Below are 16692 nucleotides of genomic sequence, written 5' to 3' on the forward strand. Positions count from 1 at the left end.
AAAAGCATAGCCGCCTTTGCCGTACGGTCTTAGAAAGTTTTAAACCACCACTCCTCAAAGTGGGTGTTCGCAGAAATATTCCTGTTTGTCCTCATTATCAAAAGAATGAGGCGTGCCATTCCTATTTCTAGATAAAACTCCCTTTTACAGCTTAAAGGTTAAAACTTAATGTTGATACGAACAACGCAGCTTCTAAAAATAGTGTACATCAATTGCAGTGTAAATTCAAATGAAATAGTTGGGAAATGACCACTTTTTACAAATAATAATTGTCGAGCGAACAATTCACCACTTGAGAATTGTCTTAGTTATGCTGCGCCAATTCTTCTAACACAATCTTTGCACCCCGTGGGCTTAAATACATACCATTCGAGTAGACCTTATTATCGGGTGTAATTTCTCCTGTTACGATGCAAGCTTCATTAACGGAATACTTTCTCAAAATGATTTTGTCGTCATCTACGAAAATTTCCATGGGAGAACCCGTGTCCAAGTGGAGTGTGCCCCTTAATTCTTTTGGGATGACAATGCGACCAAGTTGGTCCACTTTTCTTACAATACCTAAGCTTCTCATAATATCCTCCTTTATATTATATTTTTTACACTACTTCTCTATAATATACTGAATAAGTAACATATACAAATATAGGTCTAAATACTTAATTATGTGGAACTATTCTGAAATCCGTTGTTTGAAGGTAGGGATTTGCTGTTTATGACAAAATCTACGTGCCAGGCACTGCAACAAGGCTTATACTGGTGAAGGAATGATTTTGAAGAGAGATAAGGAGAACAAAGCATGACAGGAAATACACACATCGTAGGCGGCATCGCAGCAAGTCTTGCTTATGCACAATTTACAAATCACGATCCGATTCTTATGCTGGGGGCAGGAGTGATTGGCGCACTGCTTCCGGATATTTGCCATTCGGGTAGTACAGTCGGTAGGAAATTACCCCTTTTATCGAAGTTCATCAATGGGGTATTTGGTCATCGTACATTTACACACAGTCTGTTATTTTTGGTGCTTATCGCAATGTTATTGAATGCATTCATACCCAATGAGGCAGTGAAGGCTGGATTTTTAGTTGGAATGGTTAGCCACTATGTATTGGATATGGCGACAAAAAATGGTATCAAACTACTATTTCCGCTGCGCATGACAGTCCGTTTTCCAGTGACGACGAAAACGGGGGGCACAGTAGAAAAGGTAGTGTTCAGTATTTTAACGCTTATGTCTTTCTATTTTGGCTATGAAGCTCTGGTTGATTATCTATAAAAGCGGCTAATCTTAAAGAAGATGAGGACATTGCGATTTTGTTCTTAGAATGGAATGGTTGAAAGTGGGGTATATACAAAATGGTGATACAACAATTAAAAAAAACAATTGTATTTGACTATCTTCAAATTATCGTTGGGGCGGCACTAGTCGGTTTGGCCTTCAATATTTTCTTCTTGCCTGCACGACTGGCAGCTGGTGGTGTCTCTGGTATCAGTACGATTCTGTACGAGCTTTTTCTATTTAATCCAGCTTACGTACAGTGGCTTATTAATATCCCTTTATTAATACTTGGTGTGGTCCTTGTCGGCAAAGAGTTTAGTTTAAAAACACTTGTCGGGACATTTTTTGTGCCATTTGTCATCTGGCTGACGTCAGACATAAAGCTTTACGTTGAGAATCCTTTGTTAAGTGCGATTTATGGGGGCATTCTGCTCGGTGTCGGATTGGGGATTGTGTATCGCGGGAATGGTTCGACAGGTGGGACGGCTTTGATCGCTCAATTGGTGAAAAAATTCACGGGCCTTTCGAGCGGATTTTCGCAGCTACTTGTCGATGGACTAGTTGTGCTCACATCAGCGTTTGTGTTTAACTTTGAGCTTGCACTTTACGCAATGATTGCCATTTACGTCACAAGTAAAGTCATCGATTTCGTCCAATTGCAAACATCACCAACAAAATTAGTACTGATTATTACCGACAAAGAAGAACAAGTACAAGCCATTATCAAAAATGAAATCAACCGTGGCTTAACGAAAATCAAATCAATTGGTGGTTACTCCAATCAAGAGAAAACCATGATTTTATGTGTTGTTGAACAATCTGAGGCTGTTTACATAAAAAAACTGCTTCAAACCTATGAACCGACATCATTTGTTGTCTTTTTGAACGCTTCTGAAATTCTGGGGCGTGGTTTTTCACAAGCGCAGATTGATGGAGATGAAAAACCATAAGTGTAAAATTGAATAAATTAAAAAGCTGTATCCCTTGAGGCAAGCGAAAGGGATACAGCTTTTTATTGACCTTAATCATTCCACTTTTTTTAGGGGCATGTCAAATAGATTGGCGTTATTTACGATTTCAGAAATGTAGTTCATGGTAATTTTCTTCGCTTCTTCCATACTATAAGCGCATCGATTATTTAAGATATTTGTCAACATACCTTGCCAGACAAGAATCGTCAGTTCATTAATGGCGTCAATATTTTCTTCTTTGATATAGCCTTCATTTAATGCGTTATCTAAAAGAGATCGCCCTCTTTTATTTATATTTCTTTCAAAAATAAAACTTTTTAAATCCCCTGGGATAGCTATTAGATCGGATGGATAGATTTTGTAATAATCTTGAATGAGTTTCTCGGGAAACTCACCTAGATCCATGATGAAAACTGCATGGAAGATTTGTGGTTTTTCAAATGAATGTTTACAAAAACAATCCCAAGCCAGTAAATATTTTTCAATAGGGTCATTTCCTTTTTCCATATAAGTCGTGACGTCAACAGTATAAGGTTTTAAGAACTTCATGGAAGCGAAAAAGATAAGATGGGAAATTTCCGAGAAATAATTGTAAATTGTCGCACTGTTATATCCTGCTTTGTCTGCGATCTTTCTTATCGTGACACTTTCGATTCCTTCCTCATCAATGATTTCCGCGGTAGCATCTACAAAGTACTTCCACATTCGACTCATTTGAATCTTCTTGTTGTTCATAGTTTTTCACCTCGTATGTAGTAATAATACCATTCTTTCATGATATAAATTTCCAAATAAGAACTATTAGAATATTTATTGTTTTAGGTATTCTTATATGATATCATAACCGTACGGAAAATTATAATCATGATTATAATCTAATCCTATCATATTTAACTAATCTTCAAATTCCTTTAACAAGGAATAAATGGAAGTAAAGGGGTGGCAGTAATGGGGAAAGTAAAAATCGATCCGTTCGTTTTTTGGACATCGTTAGTAGTCATTGTCTGTGCAATGGTGATGCTGGTATTGAATCGGGAAACAGCAGAACCCTATTTGGATAATGTAATGACATCCATCACATATCAGTTAGATTGGGCATTTCAAATGCTGACTTTTGGTGCATTTATATTTCTTTTATGGTTAGTCTTTAGCCGTTACGGAAAGATAAAATTAGGCGAAGGTAAACCGGAGTTCTCCACATTTACGTGGGGAGCGATGTTATTTACCGCTGGAATGGGAACGAGTATTATGTTTTGGTCCATGATGGAACCAATGTACTACTATTTAGGGCCTCCTTTTGGGATTGAACCTAAAAGCGCGGAGGCGGCAGAATGGGCAGTAGCATACGGTTTATTCCACTGGGGAATATCTGCATGGGCTTTGTATGCGCTTCCGACTGTGGTCATTGCGTACTCGTTCTTTGTGAAAAAACGTCCCTCTTTAAAAATGAGTGTGGCATTAGGGGGCGCTCTTGGTAAATATGCAGATGGATGGATTGGAAAGACCATCGATATTCTCGTTATTTGGAGCCTGGTAGGTGGTTTGGGTACATCATTAGGGCTAGGGGTACCTATGATGTCAGCTGTAGTGGGGGAAATTATAGGAGTGGACCAATCACTTGGGCTTAATATCGCTATTATTTCTGTTATTACAGTCATCTATTGTTCGAGTGCCTATCTTGGTCTCTATAAAGGGATTAGTAAATTAAGTGACATCAACGTTTATCTAGCTTTGGCTTTAGCTGCGTTTGTTTTTCTTGTAGGACCTACATTATTTATCCTGACAAATTTCTCAAACAGTTTCGGCTTAATGCTACAGAACTTCGCGTTTATGAGTTTTTATACAGATCCGATTAACAAAAGTGGATTCCCACAAGCATGGACGGTTTTCTATTGGGCTTGGTTCGCTGCAACAGCTCCATTTATGGGACTGTTTGTTGCACGAATTTCTAAAGGGCGGACGATCCGCGAGCTCATTACGCATGTCTTATTATGGGGGTCAATTGGCGGCTGGATTTATTTCGCCGTATTTGGTGGATATACATTAAATCTGCAGTTGTCGAATCTATTGCCGGTAACGGATATTCTCGAAGCTGACGGAGGACCCGCAGCCATTGTTGAAATTTTAAAGACATTGCCATTAAGTAAAATTGTATTGCCGTTCTTTGTGGTGTTAGGATTTATCTTCCTTGCGACATCTTTGGATTCGGCAACGTATATTCTTTCTGCGATTGCAACAAAAGAGTTAAAAGATCGACAGGAGCCAGCAAGATGGCACCGCATGACATGGGGGGCAATTTTAGCTGTTATCGCGATTGCTTTGTTGTTAGTTGGAGGGCTACGCGTAATTCAGACTTCGGCTGTCATCGTCTCTGTTCCGATTATCATTATTTACTTGCTACTGGCTATCTCCTTAATCAGATGGTTAAAGAAAGACTATCCAACGTCATTGCTAGATGAACCAGTAGTGAAGAAGGCTAACAAAAAATAACGGTATGCAATAAATTGTCATTCTATTGAAAAAAAACGGAGGTAATTTCATGGTTTTCAACGTTCGTGAATCAAATCGATCTATCAAGACTGACTTTCCTAGGAAGGTCCGAGAAATTGAACATGTCTGGATTCCAATGGCTGATGGTACGCGTTTGGCCGCACGAATATGGTTGCCAGAAGATGCAGAACAGAATCCAGTACCGGCAATTTTAGAATACATTCCTTATCGTAAAAATGATTTTACAGCATTGCGTGATTCCATTCGTCATCCATATTTTGCCGGTCATGGCTACGCGAGTATTCGGGTGGACATGCGTGGTTGTGGAGATTCAGACGGCATTCTCTATGATGAATATTTACCACAAGAGCAGGATGATGCGCTTGAAGTGCTAACGTGGATCTCGGAGCAGCCATGGTTTACAGGTGGAGTAGGTATGATTGGGAAGTCGTGGGGCGGATTTAATGGTTTACAGGTTGCCGCACGCCGTCATCCCGCACTTAAAACGATTATTACGCTTTGTTCTACGGATGATCGTTATGCGGATGATGTTCACTATAAAGGTGGAGTTCTTCTTGCATCGGATATGCTTTGGTGGGCTTCTACAATGCTTGCTTATAATGCCCGTCCCGCAGATCCAGCGGTTGTCGGGGATGCTTGGAGGCAAGGTTGGTTAGACCGAATAGAAAAAACACCGCCATTTGTTGAGGAGTGGATGAGACACCAACGACGCGACGAATATTGGAAACACGGTTCTGTTTGTGAAAATTATGATGCGATTGATATTCCCGTCTATGCGGTGGGTGGATGGGCAGATGGCTATACCAATGCTATTCCACGCCTGCTCGAGGGATTAAAAGGTCCGCGTAAAGGACTGATTGGCCCTTGGGCGCATGAATACCCTGAAGTCGCTGTTCCTGGTCCGCAAATTGGCTTTTTACAAGAATGTTTGCGCTGGTGGGATCACTGGTTAAAAGACATAGATACAGGAATTATGGAAGAACCGATGTTACGTGCTTGGGTACAAGATAGTGTGCCGCCAAAGACAGATTATACGATGCGACCAGGGCATTGGGTCGCTGAAAATGAATGGCCACGTCAGGATAACGAACAAGCATCTTATTACCTTAGCACCCAGCGTCTTAGTGAGAAACTTGCGACGGAAGAAGAAATTATTGTTTCAAGTGTACAAGAACATGGTCTATATGCTGGGGTATTTTGCCCATTTGGTCAACGAGGCGATCTTCCTGCGGATCAGCGGATTGAAAATGGCCTTTCCGTCGTATTCGTGTCCGAGCCACTTGAGGAAGCGATGGAAATCCTAGGGTCCCCAGAGTTTATAGTGGAATTGGCATCCAACCAACCGAATGCTCTACTGGCGGTTCGCTTGAATGACGTAGCACCAGATGGTTCTTCCACACGGGTGACGTGGGGGATGCTGAATTTAACACACCGTGATAGCCACGAATATCCCGAACATCTAGAGCCTGGAAAAAGATACACGGTGTCAGTCAAGATGAATGACATTGGACATCGATTACCTGCTGGCCATCGTTGGCAGTTAGCAATATCGCCGACTTATTGGCCACATGCATGGCCTTCACCAGAGCCTGTCACATTGACGGTCTTTACAAATGACAAGACGTCTTTACGATTACCAATGAGGTCGGGGAAAGCTCTTGATAATGAATTAAAACCTTTTAGTCACCCTGAAACAGCGGCCGTGATCGACCGGGATATCTTACGTGAAGCCAATCGAACAAGAGAAATTCGGCATGACATCATTTCGAATGTTTGGACGCTCGATGATTATTCCGATGAAGGAGCACGGAGAATCGTTCAGAATGGGATTGAGTATGGCAGCACGAATCGCAATATCTACACAATTGCTGAGGGGGATCCATTGTCGGCCAAAGTGCAATGCGATTGGACGCTAACAGTGGGGCGTGGGGAATGGCAAACGAGTCTTGCCTGTAGCAGTAGCATGACGGCGGATGAGGAGCTATTCTATATGACGAATCACCTGGTTGCCTATGAAGGTGAAACGGAAGTATTCAATAAAACATGGACAACAGAAGTGCCAAGGGACTTTGGCTAATATAGTTATTCTCCTTGTACATACGGGGTTTCCTACAATGAAATCCTGTGTGTCACAAGGAGTTTTTAATGACTGAAATAATTGCGAAGTATTATCTAGTGGTCGTGGCTATTTTATCATGATTATCAAATTACGTTCGATATTAATTTTTTTGGGGGATCCTATGTCAACTATACTAATTACCATTATCACAATTAATATCGTTTATGTTTCTTTATTTACATTAAGGGTTATTCTTGTTATTAAAGGATACCGGTTTGTGGCATCCATCTTGTCTATGGGTGAAGTGTTTGTCTACCTAATGGGATTGACAATTGTCCTCGATAATTTGGATAAGCCAATCAATATCGCGGCGTATTGTATTGGCTGGGGAATGGGTGTTTATATCGGAAGTAAGATTGAGGCATATTTGGCACTTGGTTATATCGTTTTTGATGTGGTTGTAGATTCACTAGAGTTCGAGTTGCCGCAGAAAATTCGTGAACAGGGCTATGGGGTAACGTCATGGGTAGCGGACGGTAAGGATGGCAAGCGACTTGTGATGAAAGTATTAGCAAAGCGGAATTGTGAGCATAAGTTAAGGAAGTTTGTACTCTCATATGCTCCAAAAGCATTTATTATCTCCTATGAAGCAAGTCAATTTAACGGAGGCTTTTTGCTCAAGAACCTCGGTGTTAGAAAAAACTAATCGTTTTCAATAAACAAGGAAATGCTTGGGATCCTATTCGATTCTTGGCGTTTTTCCCGTGAATGAGGATTCCTTCACTTGATTCGGCAGAAATTCACCACTTCATTTAAGTTAAAGAAGGTAGTGCGGTATTCTAACTGCGCTATCTTTTCTTTATTCACAAGATCCCTACTAGCTGCTACAAATAAAATAATAGATACAAAAAAATATATTTATGGAAAAACTTTTCCGTCTCATGAGAAGTAATTTCTTTCAGAATACATGTAATTTACATATTATTTTACCACTAAAGCGCGAGGTCCTGTCGCCCACAAGCACAATTCAAACTTTGGACTCAATTACGCCAAGGTGTGTTTAATTAAGTTTCCTATAAAGGTTTTATCGGTGCGTTTGTAGAAGTAGACTGTATATTGAAATCATTTGATTGATAGGAGGAAAAGCAATGACATTTACAGTGGAACGGGTTGAGGATTTACAGGCAATACCGATATCTCATTTGGTAAAGGAAAGTGAAACGGAAGGCTATCGTTTTTTGACGCGTTTAGTTAATGATTTTCAAGATGGCACCAATCGGTTTAACAAACCAGGAGAAGCGCTATTTGCTGTTCAAAATGAAACCGGTGATGTTGTTGCAATTGGCGGCGTCAATCAGTCGCCTTTCTCTGATGATACACAAGTTGCCCGGTTGCAAAGGTTTTACGTGCTAGACGATGCGAGGCGACAAGGTGTTGGATCACTGTTGCTGAAAGAGATTATCGATCATTCACGCGGTACATTCAATGAAATGACGGTGAGGACAGAATCTTCGAAGGCGGATGCTTTTTATCGATCAAATGGTTTTGAATTAGATAATTCTGCTTCGGAAACGACGCATATACTGCAATTGGGCTAATGTATGTGAAGAAATAGAGGGATTTTATTGGGGAAATGGAAAACGATTAAGTCAGCGTATCATTATAAAACTCCGTTTGGCAACTTAAGACAAGATACATGTCAGTTGCCAAACGGAATCATCATTGATGATTATTATGTCCAAGAGTATGCCGATTGGGTAAATGCAGTTGTAATAACGAAAGATTATCAAGTTGTTTTCGTGGAACAGTACCGTCATGCGGGTCAAGGAACTTTTTTGGAGATTCCAGCAGGGAAACTTGAAGAGGGCGAGTCCTATGAGGAGGGGATACGCAGGGAAGTCTGTGAAGAAACCGGTTATATTTCAGAGGCGACACCGATAAAAATGGGTGAGTTCATGGTAAACCCAGCTACTCAAACGAATAAGGTTGTTACCTTTTTGATGTTGGATGCATTCAAAGAATGCGAACAGGAATTAGATGAAACCGAAGAAATTGAAGTGAAGCTGTTCCCTTTCGATGAAATCGATGAGATGATCCGCAATCAGAAAATTACTCAATTGTTTTCCGTAAGTGCTTATTATATGGCGAAGGATATATTACAAACTTAGGCCAGATGAAAGGAGGAAATAGATGCTCAAAAGGAAATATGGCAGCAGGTATGATTGGAAGCGTGTGAAAACGGCATATACGGAACTTTTTATCGAATCGGAAACATTCAAAGGATATGTAAGTCTACTTTATATGAAAGAAGTAAGGAAACCCCTTTTTATGAGCTATGAAAGTAGGACAGTTTGCATTGCTGATAACGGCTACTATTGGATGCAGCATTTTCCCGAAGGGCAGTTTTATTCCATCACGACTGTGTTAGATTCATCTGGAAACATTGTTCAATGGTATATCGATATCTGTAAAGAGAACGGGTATTGCACGAAAAATGGCCCGTGGATGGATGATTTGTATTTGGATCTCATTATATTGCCAACAGGAGAAATCATTGAAAAAGATAGAGATGAGTTGGAAGTTGCCTTGAAGAACGAGAAGATTTCTACTAGTGAATATGAATTGGCTTGGAAAGAATTTAACAGGCTTACTGTCGATTTGGCAGAGGGTGGTTTGAAATTAAGGGAATTGACGATGCCTCATTACGACCTGTTAGAACAGAAGCTTAACGATAAAGAAGGGAGTGGCTGAATTGTTAATTCGAAAGGCGGAGTTACAGGATGTGGCTGGCATTGCGAAAGTTCATGTCGACAGCTGGAGGACGACATACAAAGGAATTGTGCCAGATACGTTCTTAGAAAATCTGTCTTATGAAAATCGCGAGCAGATCTGGATGAGTGGAATAAATCAGAATAATGTATACATAGCAGAAGACGAGAACGGTCAAATTGTGGGATTCGCTTCAGGTGGAAAAGAGCGTACCGGTAACTATGAAGCCTTTGTTGGTGAGCTCTATGCAATTTATTTACTAGAGGGACAGCAAGGAAAAGGACTCGGACAACAGCTTTTCCAATCAGTCGTAGAGGATTTAAAAGAGAAGAAACTAAACTCGATGCTCATTTGGGCACTCGAAGAAAATCCAGCGTGCCGTTTTTATGAAGCACTTGGAGGACAGAAAATCGACACCGCAGAAATCGAGATCGATGGCAAGAAGTTGAGTGAAGTTGCATTTGGATGGGATGTACTTGCCGATTTGAAAGGGAGAGAATGATGGAAGAACGTTTTGTAATTACGGATAAAGAAAGAGAAAAGGTGTTGGGAAATTATTTCAAGCAGGGTGTAAATGGCACGCTTGAGGTGTTTCCCAGTAAGGAAAAAAGAAAATACATTGTTGCACAAGAAATCATCAAGCGTTTTGATACAGGAAAAGTCTATTTGGAAAAAGAGATTAACGAATTGTTGAAGACCGTTCATGGGGACTTTGCAACGATTAGACGGTTTTTGATTGATTACCGTTTTATGAATCGTAGTGACGATGGTAGGGAGTACTGGATTAATGATGTCCATTCAAAATGAGAAAGACGTAATTCTCCTTATTCAAGAAGATGAATGGATGATGGCACTATTAACAGGCGCCAAATCGTTGAATCTACTTGATTGGTGGATTTGTGCTGGTTTTGTTCGTTCGAAAATTTGGGACATACTGCATGGTTTTGATGACAGGACTGCCATGCAGGATATTGACGTGATTTATTATGATCCAACAAATCTTGAAGAGAGTGTGGAAAAAAGTCATGAGGAAGTACTGAAAAAGCTACTTCCAACTGTCCCTTGGTCTGTTAAAAATCAGGCGAGAATGCATATGGCAAATAAGTTACCACCCTATATTTCGTCTGTTGATGCAATCGCAAAATTTCCAGAAACGGCAACGGCGTTAGGTGTGAAAATGGATGAAGAAAACAACGTCATCTTGACGGCGCCTCATGGTATACAAGATGCTGTCAATTTGATAGTGAGGCCGACTCCTTTTTTCTATGCATCAAAAGATAGCATGGTGATGTATGAAAAAAGGGTTAGGGAAAAGAATTGGGGGTCCAAATGGAATCGCGTTGAAGTGATGAATGTAGACCCAATCATATAGGAGTGTTCGTATGGAGTTTAAAGTAAGTTGTGCTTTATTGACAAGTGCGATGTCTGATATCAATAAAGTGATTTCAACTAGAAGTGTCATGCCGATACTTGCCGGCATAAAAATAGAGGCTACTGAAAGTGGTTTAACGTTAACGGGGAGCAACTCGGATGTTTTTATAGAAAAAATAATTCCTCTATTCATTAATGGAGAAAAAGTTGTGGACATTAACGGATTAGGAAGTATAGTTGTTTTATCAAAATATGTACATGAATTGCTGAAGAAGTTACCTGGTGATATACATATGAAAGTGGAATCTAATACTTCAATTACGATTCAATCTGGGAATATTGAAACCAGGCTCAATGGATTTGATGCGACTGAATATCCAAAACTTCCAGAGATGGATCATCAAAATAACGTAAAAGTCCCGTTTGGCAAATTAACAGAGGCGATTAAGCAAACTGTATTCGCAGTTTCAAAAAATGAGTCTAGACCAGCACTAACGGGTGTGAAAATGGAGTTTGAAAAAAACAAACTGATTTGCACCGCGACTGACTCACATAGATTAGCGCGTAGAGAAGTACATATTGAATCCGTAATGGAGGAATCATTCGTTGTTCCAAGTTCAAGTTTGTCCGAGTTGATGCATCTGAAGGAGTCAGATTCTTCAAACGTCGATATCTATTATACGAGTAACTTCATCGTATTTAAGACGGCTAACAGTTCGCTTTATTCGAGGTTAGTAGAAGGTACTTATCCAAATGTCCAATCTCTAGTTCCTACGGAATCAAAATCGACAATAACGATTAACACGAAAGGACTAATGGAGGGGATTGACCGAGCTTGTGTTTTTTCGACGGAATGGAAAAATAACAACGTCCATTTAGAAATTGTAGATGATGCAAGGATTAAAATAGCATCAAACGCGACAGAAGTTGGGATGATTGAAGAATATCAAAGAATCATACAAATCGATGGGCAGAACGACATTAACATGTCATTTGATGGTCGCTTTATGCTAGATGCACTGAAAGGGATACAAGAAGAGAATGTAATCATAAGTTTTGATGGCATGATGAAACCAATTGTGATTAAGCCGCAATACAGCGGGGCTTGTTTGCACCTTATTTCGCCATTGCGGACTTATTAAAACAAGATTTATAAAAAGTTTAAGAGGAATAGGCGGTCATTAACAATGAATAACGCAGCACAAACCTATTGGCATGAATTCTGGAAGGCGGAGGAGAAACCAACTTCTGTTACTGCATGGATGTTTGGTGGTTCACCTGACGAGCTCGCACAACTTGTAATGGATGGAATAAAGACTGCGACGTGTTCAGGGCATGTATTTTATGAGTTAGAAAATGAGCCATTGCCCAGGATAAATGATTATAGCATTATTTTAAATAGCGAAGAACAGCCAGTTGCCATTATTAAAACCGTTGAAGTATCGCTTGTACCGATGAATAAAGTGTCGGAGGAATTTGCGATTGCTGAAGGAGAAGGGCCTTATGAGGCATGGAAATCAGCTCACGTAACATTTTTCACAAATGAATTACAGCATCATAGACTTACGTTTTCAGAGGACATGCTTCTTGTTTGCGAACGATTTGAGTTGATTGACGTAAAGAAAAAGTAAAAATAGAAAAAGTGCTGGTATATAGCACAGCTAAATAGGAGTGGGACTAGTGATGTTGACAACTACGTTAGAAAGTTATCTTGATGATAGAATTTCGGAGTTAACTCTGGAAGTTAGGCTAGAGATGTTGAAGAAAATTGGAAGTCCAGATAGTGAATTACGCGATACATTCATATATGGAAGCTTCGCAAAGATGATTTTTTCGAATCAATTAAACGCAGAAGAAATCCAGTCGTTACTTAATGTAGTCATACAAGAGGACTACCTATTTTACGGGCTTGGCGAGTCTGGAACGGATTCCGTTTTTACACGATCCTTTTCTGCACTTGTCATTGCAGCGATAATCGAATATGACCTAGAGAAAAATGTTGTGGAATCAGAACTTGTGAAACAAACGGTACATAATGTCATTCACTATATGATGGAAGAAAAAGATGCACGAGGCTTTATCGAAGGTAAAGGTTGGGCGCATGCGATTGCACATGGTGCTGATGCGTTGGATGCCGTGGCCAAACATCCTAAGCTTAAACAAGAGGACATCAGTCGAATTCTCCAAGCCATTCAACATTGCTTGTATCAGCAAGTCGATTATTTGGATGAAGAGGAGGAAAGGTTGGCAATCATCATTGCTTCATTACTGAAACATCAAAATGCTGAGAAGGATATTCAAACGTGGATTGAAGAAGTAAATGTGAGTGTTGACAGCCAACTAGAGCGAGCCAATTGGTCTATAGGTGCCTATCATACTCAACGAACCGTGAAGAATTTCTTAAAGTCAGTTTATGTCATGTTGAACTCAAAAGAAGTCGGTGCTGAGAGTAACAAGGCCATTTTTGCAGTTCTGGAAAAGTGGATGTATCTTCGTTAGGTGTTAGCGCAATACTCTTTTCCTGTTATTGTGCATAGTATTTAACTACACTACATGCATGTCAGGAAAGGCGGAGACCTATGTATTATCCTTATGTACATCAAGTTATGAATCAGACTCGGCGTATCATGACGGTCACAGGAATAGGAAGTCTATCCGTTGTACCGGATACTGTTCAAATCCAGTTGGAAGTACGTACGGAGAATACACAACTGAGTCAGGCGCAACAGGAAAATGCTTATGTGATGAATCAAGTGATTGAATCGCTCTTAACATTGGGGATTCCTAGGGAGAACATACAAACCGTTTCTTACAACATTAATCCGCAATATGATTACGTGGAGGGGAAACAACTATTTAGAGGATATGAGGTCATCAACGCGATTACCGTTGAGACCACAAATTTCAATCAAGCCGGGAATATTATCGATGTAGCTGTTCAAAATGGTGCAAACCGAGTATCCAATATTCAATTCACAGTTGCAAACGAACAAGTTGAATATCAACAAGCATTGAGTTTGGCATTAAAGAACGCATTGGCAAAAGCGCAAACGATAGCTGAAACAATGCAACTACAGCTTGACCCTACTCCTATTAAAATTGTTGAGGAGCAAAAGGGAGGACCTGTCGCACCGCGAATGTATGCAGCGAAAGAAATGAGCGCTTCTACACCGATTGAACAAGGACAAATCACGATTAGCGCTACAGTGACCGTACAATTTCAGTATTGAAAAAGGAAAATACTTGGTGTTTAACTCAAACGGCAACATATGATTTGGATTCTGAATTTCCAGGGAGATAGCAGAATGAAAATATTCAGGATGGATGAAATATCCGGAAGGAACATCACGAACTATGATTCGAATTTTATTATGAGAAAGCTATTGATGACTAAGGAACCGTCACATGTAGGAATCGTACATTTAGAAGAGGGCGGCATCATTGGTTACCATGATGCTGCTGTGCCGCAAATCCTTTTAATTATTGATGGAGAAGGCTGGGTTCGAACCGGCAATGAAGATAAAGTGAGAGTCACAACAGGGGATGCAGTAGTATGGGAAATCGGCGAAGGCCATGAAACGACGACTACCAAAGGGATGAAAGCAATTGTCGTAGAATCGCAAGGTTTGGACATACATTCGTTTGTGGAAAGATGAAGTTGTGCTATAGCGCAGAAAAACACTGCCTTCGTTATTCTTAACATCGAAAGAGGAGTTTTTTAATTCTATTGGTGAGTATGGACAATCGAAATAATAGTTCTATTAATTACTTATAAGGGGTCTTCATATGGGATATATACAAGAGTTAAGGGCACTGGTTGGTCAACGTCCGCTCATTATGCCGGGCGCTAATGTGATTGTGGTAGACAAAATGAATCGACTGCTGTTGCAATTAAGATCGGATAACAAGTGTTGGGGATTACCAGGAGGCGCTATGGAACCAGGAGAGACATTGGAAGAAGTAGCGAAGCGTGAGTTATACGAAGAAACTAATTTGGTCGCTAAAAATCTATCGTTGTTCAATGTCTATTCGGGTGAAGAATTTTATTATAAATATCCGCACGGTGATGAAGTGTACAATGTCATCACTACTTATATTTGTACTGAATATGACGGTGTCATGAAGAAGGATGAAAATGAAGTGCTGGATTTAAAGTTTGTTCATTATGATGAGCTACCAATTAAACTAAATCCTCCTGAAATGCCTATTATTACTGAATTTATTAATACATATTACAAGGAGAAAAATCTGAGTAGTGAAGGGCATGAGAGTCCTAAGTAATCCATGATTGTTTTATATCTATCGAGAGGAAAGAATGAGATGAAAGCGTATTATTTCATATTTGATAAACATGTCAAGCTAATCAAGACAGATGGGTTCCGTCGAATCAAATCCTATTTGGAAACCCATCATGAATGATTTCTCTTGGGTTGGAAGTGAAGAGGATTATATTGATAAGCGTGATGTTCGGTGGTTCAATCGAGTAACAGTGGGGCGTTTTGGCGGTAATTCTTCGGTGGGCCAAACAAAGAATGAGGATGGCTGCATTGTCTGGCAACATGAAGATTGGGAATTCGCGGTTATCCTTGATGCGCATAAAAGTGCCGAAAGTGCAGAACTTGTCATCCATACAATTGAACAATATAAAGTAGATCTGTTAAGGATCTTATCAATAAAGGGGCCTCCAAAGTTTAAACAATTGGAAGGTAAGCTACTTGACATTTTTCAATCTGATGAATTTTTGGCTGCATGTAGACATGTTACAGGAGAGACAGCTTGTCTTGTCGTTGTAAGGAAAGATAACTATATATGGTGGTTTTCCGTCGGAGACTGCCTGGTCTATTTATTGCATCCAGAACTAATTGCTCTCAACCAATTTCAACTGAATCAAAGACAGTTCTTCGAGTGGATTGGGCAAGTGAATACATTTGAAAAAACTGTTCCATGCTACTCATCTGGGACAAGGGAATTGAGAAAAGGGACAAATCTCATTTTCATGACAACAGATGGTTTGCTAGAATGTCCGGGTGAACCTTATGCGAATCCGCAAAATCTGGTCGAAGCGTTGAGTAAAGAAGCACTCGATGAAAGCATTTCACAGATGTTGATGGAGATTGAAAGTCAAAATGTATGGGATAGCACAACAATTATCTCCTGGCCTGTGGATGTAGAGAAGGAAGGGAGCATCCCGAGTGATTACAGGGGATGAAATAATACCCCACACAGCCTATTTCGCTGCGCGGGGTATCGTTTTTTTCATGGTAGGTTAGGCGCTATCAACGCAAAAAATGATTCACTTTCTTTTCCGCTCGTTTGGATTCATTCGCTCTCGCTTCGGTCTAAGACTGCTCAATTCCTCAAACTCGCGAGCAATCTCCTCTTGCATATCTCCCGGTTGAATCTTTTGCCTTTTCGGTGTTTGGGGTAACGAACGCGAATTGTTGGTGCTACCTTGTTTGTTGTCTCTTCCCATGAAAAAAACTCCTTTCCAACATGTAGTACCATGTTAATATGGCTCTGAAATGGTTGTTCTATTCGGAGATAGAAGCATGAAAAACATTGGAAATAGGACTAACAGGTTTGTTTGAAAAGAAATAATCATGACGGTGATCATGTCAAAATGGTGTTAACTTCTTGTATTGTCGAAAAGCGATTTTAAGTTGGGTGGAGAGTTTGCGCAAATGGTTGTAAGCTCCTCGCAGTTAGTTGGAAAATATAGCCGATATCGC

General features: G+C 40.1%; 21 protein-coding genes and 1 other RNA gene. 18 read left to right on the top strand and 4 right to left on the bottom strand.

All coding sequences use genetic code 11. The features are described 5' to 3' along the window. Window positions 1-3: 3 nt before the first annotated feature. Both ssrS and ACIQ0H_RS09555 read right to left on the bottom strand, forming a co-directional pair. Window positions 4-195: non-coding RNA, 6S RNA (ssrS, locus tag ACIQ0H_RS09550), on the bottom strand. A gap of 109 nt (window positions 196-304) precedes the next feature. Then, window positions 305-574, bottom strand: coding sequence for an AbrB/MazE/SpoVT family DNA-binding domain-containing protein (locus ACIQ0H_RS09555; RefSeq protein WP_403413723.1), 270 nt, complete (start codon window positions 572-574; stop codon window positions 305-307). A gap of 225 nt (window positions 575-799) precedes the next feature. On the opposite strand from ACIQ0H_RS09555, the gene ACIQ0H_RS09560 reads away from it, so the two are divergent. Together ACIQ0H_RS09560 and ACIQ0H_RS09565 are read left to right on the top strand one after the other, a co-directional pair. Further along, window positions 800-1279 (top strand): metal-dependent hydrolase, encoded by a 480-nt coding sequence (locus ACIQ0H_RS09560; protein ID WP_403413725.1) that lies wholly within the window; start codon window positions 800-802, stop codon window positions 1277-1279. 80 nt (window positions 1280-1359) lie between these two features. Further along, a complete protein-coding gene (locus tag ACIQ0H_RS09565; RefSeq protein ID WP_403413727.1) occupies window positions 1360-2232 on the top strand; it encodes a YitT family protein in 873 nt (290 codons plus the stop codon). 75 nt (window positions 2233-2307) lie between these two features. Here the strand turns inward: ACIQ0H_RS09565 and ACIQ0H_RS09570 are convergent, their stop codons facing one another. Next, window positions 2308-2988, bottom strand: a complete 681-nt coding sequence (locus ACIQ0H_RS09570) for a TetR/AcrR family transcriptional regulator (protein WP_403413729.1) — start codon at window positions 2986-2988, stop codon at window positions 2308-2310. Window positions 2989-3201: 213 nt separating this feature from the next. On the opposite strand from ACIQ0H_RS09570, the gene ACIQ0H_RS09575 reads away from it, so the two are divergent. From ACIQ0H_RS09575 to ACIQ0H_RS09650, 16 genes are all read left to right on the top strand, one after another. Beyond that, window positions 3202-4743, top strand: coding sequence for a BCCT family transporter (locus ACIQ0H_RS09575; RefSeq protein ID WP_403413731.1), 1542 nt, complete (start codon window positions 3202-3204; stop codon window positions 4741-4743). Window positions 4744-4792: 49 nt separating this feature from the next. Further along, window positions 4793-6841, top strand: a complete 2049-nt coding sequence (locus ACIQ0H_RS09580; RefSeq protein WP_403413733.1) for a CocE/NonD family hydrolase — start codon at window positions 4793-4795, stop codon at window positions 6839-6841. Between the two features lie 163 nt (window positions 6842-7004). Next, on the top strand, window positions 7005-7529 hold the full coding sequence (locus ACIQ0H_RS09585) for a DUF2179 domain-containing protein (protein WP_403413735.1): 525 nt from the start codon (window positions 7005-7007) through the stop codon (window positions 7527-7529). Window positions 7530-7971: 442 nt separating this feature from the next. Next, on the top strand, window positions 7972-8421 hold the full coding sequence (locus tag ACIQ0H_RS09590; protein WP_403413737.1) for a GNAT family N-acetyltransferase: 450 nt from the start codon (window positions 7972-7974) through the stop codon (window positions 8419-8421). A gap of 27 nt (window positions 8422-8448) precedes the next feature. After that, a complete protein-coding gene (locus tag ACIQ0H_RS09595; protein ID WP_403413739.1) occupies window positions 8449-8991 on the top strand; it encodes an NUDIX hydrolase in 543 nt (180 codons plus the stop codon). A 22-nt stretch (window positions 8992-9013) separates the two neighbouring features. Next, the gene (locus ACIQ0H_RS09600; RefSeq protein WP_403413741.1) at window positions 9014-9574 is read left to right on the top strand and encodes a ribonuclease FAU-1 family protein; all 561 of its coding nucleotides are present in this window, start codon (window positions 9014-9016) and stop codon (window positions 9572-9574) included. Next, complete coding sequence (locus ACIQ0H_RS09605; RefSeq protein ID WP_403413743.1) at window positions 9567-10094, top strand: GNAT family N-acetyltransferase; 528 nt, start codon at window positions 9567-9569, stop codon at window positions 10092-10094. The genes ACIQ0H_RS09600 and ACIQ0H_RS09605 overlap by 8 nt, the downstream gene beginning before the upstream one ends. Beyond that, window positions 10094-10399, top strand: a complete 306-nt coding sequence (locus tag ACIQ0H_RS09610) for a DUF2087 domain-containing protein (RefSeq protein ID WP_403413745.1) — start codon at window positions 10094-10096, stop codon at window positions 10397-10399. The genes ACIQ0H_RS09605 and ACIQ0H_RS09610 overlap by 1 nt, the downstream gene beginning before the upstream one ends. Next, complete coding sequence (locus ACIQ0H_RS09615; RefSeq protein ID WP_403414482.1) at window positions 10383-10964, top strand: nucleotidyltransferase family protein; 582 nt, start codon at window positions 10383-10385, stop codon at window positions 10962-10964. Before ACIQ0H_RS09610 ends, ACIQ0H_RS09615 begins: the two co-directional genes overlap by 17 nt. A gap of 10 nt (window positions 10965-10974) precedes the next feature. Then, window positions 10975-12105 (top strand): DNA polymerase III subunit beta, encoded by a 1131-nt coding sequence (gene dnaN, locus ACIQ0H_RS09620; RefSeq protein WP_403413747.1) that lies wholly within the window; start codon window positions 10975-10977, stop codon window positions 12103-12105. A gap of 45 nt (window positions 12106-12150) precedes the next feature. Beyond that, complete coding sequence (locus tag ACIQ0H_RS09625) at window positions 12151-12594, top strand: ASCH domain-containing protein (RefSeq protein WP_403413749.1); 444 nt, start codon at window positions 12151-12153, stop codon at window positions 12592-12594. A gap of 52 nt (window positions 12595-12646) precedes the next feature. Beyond that, window positions 12647-13462, top strand: coding sequence for a DUF2785 domain-containing protein (locus ACIQ0H_RS09630; protein WP_403414485.1), 816 nt, complete (start codon window positions 12647-12649; stop codon window positions 13460-13462). 80 nt (window positions 13463-13542) lie between these two features. Further along, window positions 13543-14193 (top strand): SIMPL domain-containing protein, encoded by a 651-nt coding sequence (locus tag ACIQ0H_RS09635; RefSeq protein ID WP_403413751.1) that lies wholly within the window; start codon window positions 13543-13545, stop codon window positions 14191-14193. 75 nt (window positions 14194-14268) lie between these two features. Then, a complete protein-coding gene (locus ACIQ0H_RS09640) occupies window positions 14269-14619 on the top strand; it encodes a cupin domain-containing protein (protein ID WP_403413753.1) in 351 nt (116 codons plus the stop codon). Between the two features lie 130 nt (window positions 14620-14749). Beyond that, window positions 14750-15244 (top strand): NUDIX hydrolase, encoded by a 495-nt coding sequence (locus ACIQ0H_RS09645; protein ID WP_403413755.1) that lies wholly within the window; start codon window positions 14750-14752, stop codon window positions 15242-15244. A 130-nt stretch (window positions 15245-15374) separates the two neighbouring features. Then, the gene (locus ACIQ0H_RS09650; RefSeq protein WP_403413757.1) at window positions 15375-16172 is read left to right on the top strand and encodes a PP2C family serine/threonine-protein phosphatase; all 798 of its coding nucleotides are present in this window, start codon (window positions 15375-15377) and stop codon (window positions 16170-16172) included. 84 nt (window positions 16173-16256) lie between these two features. Here ACIQ0H_RS09650 and ACIQ0H_RS09655 read toward each other — a convergent pair whose 3' ends face one another. Continuing rightward, window positions 16257-16436 carry a hypothetical protein gene (locus tag ACIQ0H_RS09655; protein WP_403413759.1) on the bottom strand — a complete coding sequence of 60 codons (180 nt, stop codon included), beginning with the start codon at window positions 16434-16436 and terminating at the stop codon, window positions 16257-16259. Window positions 16437-16692 lie beyond the last annotated feature (256 nt).

Origin of the sequence: Sporosarcina sp. NPDC096371 (assembly GCF_044762865.1) — a bacterium.
GTDB lineage: Bacteria > Bacillota > Bacilli > Bacillales_A > Planococcaceae > Sporosarcina.

Bases quoted from the DNA above. Each gene is read 5' to 3' on its own strand.
- ACIQ0H_RS09655 (WP_403413759.1), bottom strand. From the start codon at position 16,436: ATGGGAAGAGACAACAAACAAGGTAGCACCAACAATTCGCGTTCGTTA.
- ACIQ0H_RS09635 (WP_403413751.1), top strand. From the start codon at position 13,543: ATGTATTATCCTTATGTACATCAAGTTATGAATCAGACTCGGCGTATC.
- ACIQ0H_RS09610 (WP_403413745.1), top strand. From the start codon at position 10,094: ATGGAAGAACGTTTTGTAATTACGGATAAAGAAAGAGAAAAGGTGTTG.
- ACIQ0H_RS09560 (WP_403413725.1), top strand. From the start codon at position 800: ATGACAGGAAATACACACATCGTAGGCGGCATCGCAGCAAGTCTTGCT.
- ACIQ0H_RS09575 (WP_403413731.1), top strand. From the start codon at position 3,202: ATGGGGAAAGTAAAAATCGATCCGTTCGTTTTTTGGACATCGTTAGTA.
- ACIQ0H_RS09650 (WP_403413757.1), top strand. From the start codon at position 15,375: ATGAATGATTTCTCTTGGGTTGGAAGTGAAGAGGATTATATTGATAAG.
- ACIQ0H_RS09585 (WP_403413735.1), top strand. From the start codon at position 7,005: ATGTCAACTATACTAATTACCATTATCACAATTAATATCGTTTATGTT.
- ACIQ0H_RS09600 (WP_403413741.1), top strand. From the start codon at position 9,014: ATGCTCAAAAGGAAATATGGCAGCAGGTATGATTGGAAGCGTGTGAAA.
- ACIQ0H_RS09570 (WP_403413729.1), bottom strand. From the start codon at position 2,988: ATGAACAACAAGAAGATTCAAATGAGTCGAATGTGGAAGTACTTTGTA.
- ACIQ0H_RS09615 (WP_403414482.1), top strand. From the start codon at position 10,383: ATGTCCATTCAAAATGAGAAAGACGTAATTCTCCTTATTCAAGAAGAT.
- ACIQ0H_RS09630 (WP_403414485.1), top strand. From the start codon at position 12,647: ATGTTGACAACTACGTTAGAAAGTTATCTTGATGATAGAATTTCGGAG.
- ACIQ0H_RS09555 (WP_403413723.1), bottom strand. From the start codon at position 574: ATGAGAAGCTTAGGTATTGTAAGAAAAGTGGACCAACTTGGTCGCATT.
- ACIQ0H_RS09580 (WP_403413733.1), top strand. From the start codon at position 4,793: ATGGTTTTCAACGTTCGTGAATCAAATCGATCTATCAAGACTGACTTT.
- ACIQ0H_RS09645 (WP_403413755.1), top strand. From the start codon at position 14,750: ATGGGATATATACAAGAGTTAAGGGCACTGGTTGGTCAACGTCCGCTC.
- ACIQ0H_RS09590 (WP_403413737.1), top strand. From the start codon at position 7,972: ATGACATTTACAGTGGAACGGGTTGAGGATTTACAGGCAATACCGATA.
- dnaN (WP_403413747.1), top strand. From the start codon at position 10,975: ATGGAGTTTAAAGTAAGTTGTGCTTTATTGACAAGTGCGATGTCTGAT.
- ACIQ0H_RS09625 (WP_403413749.1), top strand. From the start codon at position 12,151: ATGAATAACGCAGCACAAACCTATTGGCATGAATTCTGGAAGGCGGAG.
- ACIQ0H_RS09565 (WP_403413727.1), top strand. From the start codon at position 1,360: ATGGTGATACAACAATTAAAAAAAACAATTGTATTTGACTATCTTCAA.
- ACIQ0H_RS09640 (WP_403413753.1), top strand. From the start codon at position 14,269: ATGAAAATATTCAGGATGGATGAAATATCCGGAAGGAACATCACGAAC.